Origin of the sequence: Mesorhizobium sp. M7A.F.Ca.CA.002.05.1.1, assembly GCF_003998335.1 — a bacterium.
In the GTDB taxonomy this organism is placed as follows: domain Bacteria; phylum Pseudomonadota; class Alphaproteobacteria; order Rhizobiales; family Rhizobiaceae; genus Mesorhizobium.
The window spans coordinates 1-3,127 of the sequence record NZ_RZQI01000718.1 but is presented as its reverse complement, the minus strand read 5'-3'; the positions used below and the strand labels follow the sequence as shown (position 1 = coordinate 3,127).

The window sequence follows — 3,127 nt, the reverse complement described above, 5'->3', positions numbered from 1 at the left end:
GGTTGGCCCCGTTGTTCTTGGTCTCCGCAAACGCCAGCGGCGTTCCGGAGGCAAAGCCGATGGCGACGGGTTCACCCGGCTTGAAGAGATTGCCGTGGCCGATCAGGTGATCGGCCTTGGCCAGCAGCGTTCCGATGCCCTGGACCTCGATCGCGTATTCCGCTGTCGAGCCGAGGAAAATTCGGTTGCGGACGATGCCCTTGAAAGGGCCGCCCGTCTGAGCGCCAAGGCTGAGCGATTCAGGACGAAGGCTGACCGAAACGGCCTCACCTTGCTGCAGGGCGGTGCGCTTGCGCGCTGCAATGACGGTGCCGTCGGCAAGCGCCACCTCCACCAGATCGCCCGAATGTCCGGCGACGGTACCGCTCAAGAGGTTGGTCTTGCCGACGAAATCGGCGACGAACAAATCGGCCGGTTCGTCATAGATCTCGCTCGGCTGCCCGAGCTGGACGATGCGGCCGCCGTTCATGACGCAGACGAAATCGCTCATCGACAGCGCTTCCTCCTGGTCGTGCGTGACCAGCACGAAGGTGATGCCGATCTCGCGCTGCAGGTTCTGCAGCTCGATCTGCATGTCGGTGCGCAGCTTCTTGTCGAGCGCAGCCAGCGGCTCGTCGAGCAAGAGCACCGCCGGCTTGTTGACCAGGGCTCGTGCCAGCGCCACACGCTGCTGCTGGCCGCCCGACAGTTCGTGGATCTTGCGGCGGCCATAGCCGGCGAGCCGCACCATTTCGAGCGCCTCGCCCGCTCTTGAGGCGATCTCGCGCGAAGACAGCCTTGGCCGCGCCTGGCGCAGCCCGTAGGCGACATTGTCCTCGACATCGAGATGCGGAAACAGCGCGTATTGCTGGAACACCATGTTGACCGGCCGCCGGTAGGGCGGCGTGCCGGCCATGTCCTGGCCGCGAATGAACACCCGGCCTTCGCTCGGCTGCTCGAAGCCGCCGATCATGCGCAGGCAGGTGGTCTTGCCGCAGCCGGACGGCCCGAGCAACGCGACAAAGGCGGAGGGCGGGACAGCGAGATCGATGCCGCTGACCGCGGTCACCGCGCCATAGCGCTTGGTGACGCCGCGAAACTCGATGTCCGGCACTGCGGTCAAGGCTGATGGCTCCAGCAACAGGGCAATATCGGGACGCTACCAGAGCCAATGGCGGCTAGTATATACCTCTCAGGTGGTATATCTGATCTATTTTCTCGTTTAAGGGGGTATAGATTGTCCCGCAGCGACGAATACAGCCAGCTCGCCACGCTCGTCGCGGCGACGCGGGAGACCAGTGGCGACCTGTTCGGCAATGCGCTGGTCGATTGGCTGCGGCTCCATGTCAGCTTCGACCACTGCGTGGTGTTCGGCTATCGCGGCGCGGCGCGCCCGCCGCTGCTGTTCGAAACCTTCTCGCCGGCCGAAAGCCACGTCTTCGTCGCGCTCTACCAGGAGGGACCCTATCTGCTCGACCCGTTCCATCACGCGGCGGTCGAGCGCAAGGAAGGGTTCTGGCGCATGCGCGAACTGGCGCCGGACCGCTTCTATGCCAGCGAGTATTTCCGCTCCTACTACAGCCAGACCAGGCTGGCCGAGGAGGTCGGCTTCTTCGTGCCGTTACCGGGCAAGGATGCGCTGGTGCTCTCACTGATGCGGCTGCGCGCTTCAGGCCCGTTCGGCACCGCCGATGCCAGATTGCTGCGCGACATGGCGCCGGCGGTGATCAGCTTCGCCAGGCTGCGCTGGCCCGCCCTTCCGGCCGACGAACCGGCAGAGGCGCAGCAGGACGAGACAACCACTCCGGTCAACGAGTTCGACCGCGCCCACATCTGGCAGAGCCTGTCGCTGACGCCGCGCGAAAAACATGTCGTCGACCTTGTGCTGCAGGGGCATTCGACGGAATCGATCGCCAGGGCCATGCGCATCGTGCCGGGAACCGTGAAGGTCCATCGCCGCAACATCTACCGCAAGCTCAAGATCAAGTCGCAGGCTGGCCTGTTCGCACGTTTCGTCGAGATCATCGACGCGCGGATAAGGTAGCTACTTCGCCCCCGCCGCTTACCTGGGCAATCGCTTCGGATTTCGAATTCGCGTCACTTTTTTGCGAACGCCGGCGCTGCCCCTCACCTGCCTGCCGGCATCCTCTCCCCGTATAGGGACGGGGAGAGGGGCGCAGTAATTACCGGTTTCGCCAATGTCCAACGTTGCAAGACAGGCGACGAGGTTATCGCGAGCCCCTTCTCCCCGTCACTATACGGGGAGTCGAGGCGTGGTCCGCGCAGCGGACGAAAAGCCAACTGCTTGGCTTTTCGAACAACGAACGCCCGGCAGGGCGATGAGGGGCAGCGCAGACCTCGACAATTGGGTGGATTGCCCATGACGATTGATCAGGCTATCGCGTCGCCGTTCCACGACCCGGTCTCGACCATCCGCTTCAGCAGGGGCGCCGGCTTGAACACGTCCTTGCCTGTCCGTTGATGCCAGTACTCGAGCCGCTCGATGATCCTGGCCGGGCCTTCGAGGCCAGCCCAGAACATCGGCCCGCCCTTGCCGATGGGAAAGCCGTAGCCATTGACCCAGACGACATCGATGTCGGACGCACGGGCCGCTATGCCTTCCTCAAGGATCTTGGCGCCCTCGTTGACCAGGGGGTAAAGCGTGCGCTCGATGATTTCCTCCGCACTGATCGCGCGCGGCACGATGCCCTTCTCCGCGGCCTTGTCGCGGATCAGCGCTTCAACCTCGGGATCCGGCACTGGTGTACGCGCGCCAGCCTCGTAAAGGTAAAAACCCCGGCCGGTCTTCTGGCCGAAACGCCCCTGTTCGCACAGCGTGTCGGCGATCACGGCCGACAGGCCACGCGCCTTGCGGTTGCGCCAGCCAATGTCGAGACCGGCGAGATCGCCCATCTGGAAAGGCCCCATCGGCCAGCCGAAATCGGTGAAGACCTGGTCGATCTGGCTGGGCGTCGCGCCTTCCAGAAGAAGCGCTTCCGATTCCGAGCCGCGCGCGGCCAGCATGCGGGTGCCGACGAAGCCGTGGCAGACGCCGACGACAAAGGCCACCTTGCCGATCCGCCGCGCCAGGTCGACGACGGTCGCCAGCGCATCGGGCGCGGTCTTGTCGGCGCGCACGATCTCCAGG

General features: G+C 64.6%; 3 protein-coding genes. 1 reads left to right on the top strand and 2 read right to left on the bottom strand.

The window, feature by feature from the left end; translation table 11 throughout:
• Positions 1–1,102, bottom strand: a 1,102-nt coding sequence (locus tag EN939_RS27240; protein WP_164751254.1) for an ABC transporter ATP-binding protein, incomplete at its 3' end; no start/stop codon positions are given.
• 114 nt (positions 1,103–1,216) lie between these two features.
• On the opposite strand from EN939_RS27240, the gene EN939_RS27235 reads away from it, so the two are divergent.
• Positions 1,217–2,023: a response regulator transcription factor gene (locus EN939_RS27235; RefSeq protein WP_127270019.1), complete on the top strand. Its 807-nt coding sequence runs from the start codon at positions 1,217–1,219 to the stop codon at positions 2,021–2,023.
• Between the two features lie 347 nt (positions 2,024–2,370).
• Here the strand turns inward: EN939_RS27235 and EN939_RS27230 are convergent.
• A partial coding sequence (locus EN939_RS27230; protein WP_245473183.1) for a 3-hydroxyacyl-CoA dehydrogenase family protein occupies positions 2,371–3,127 on the bottom strand: 757 nt, incomplete at its 5' end.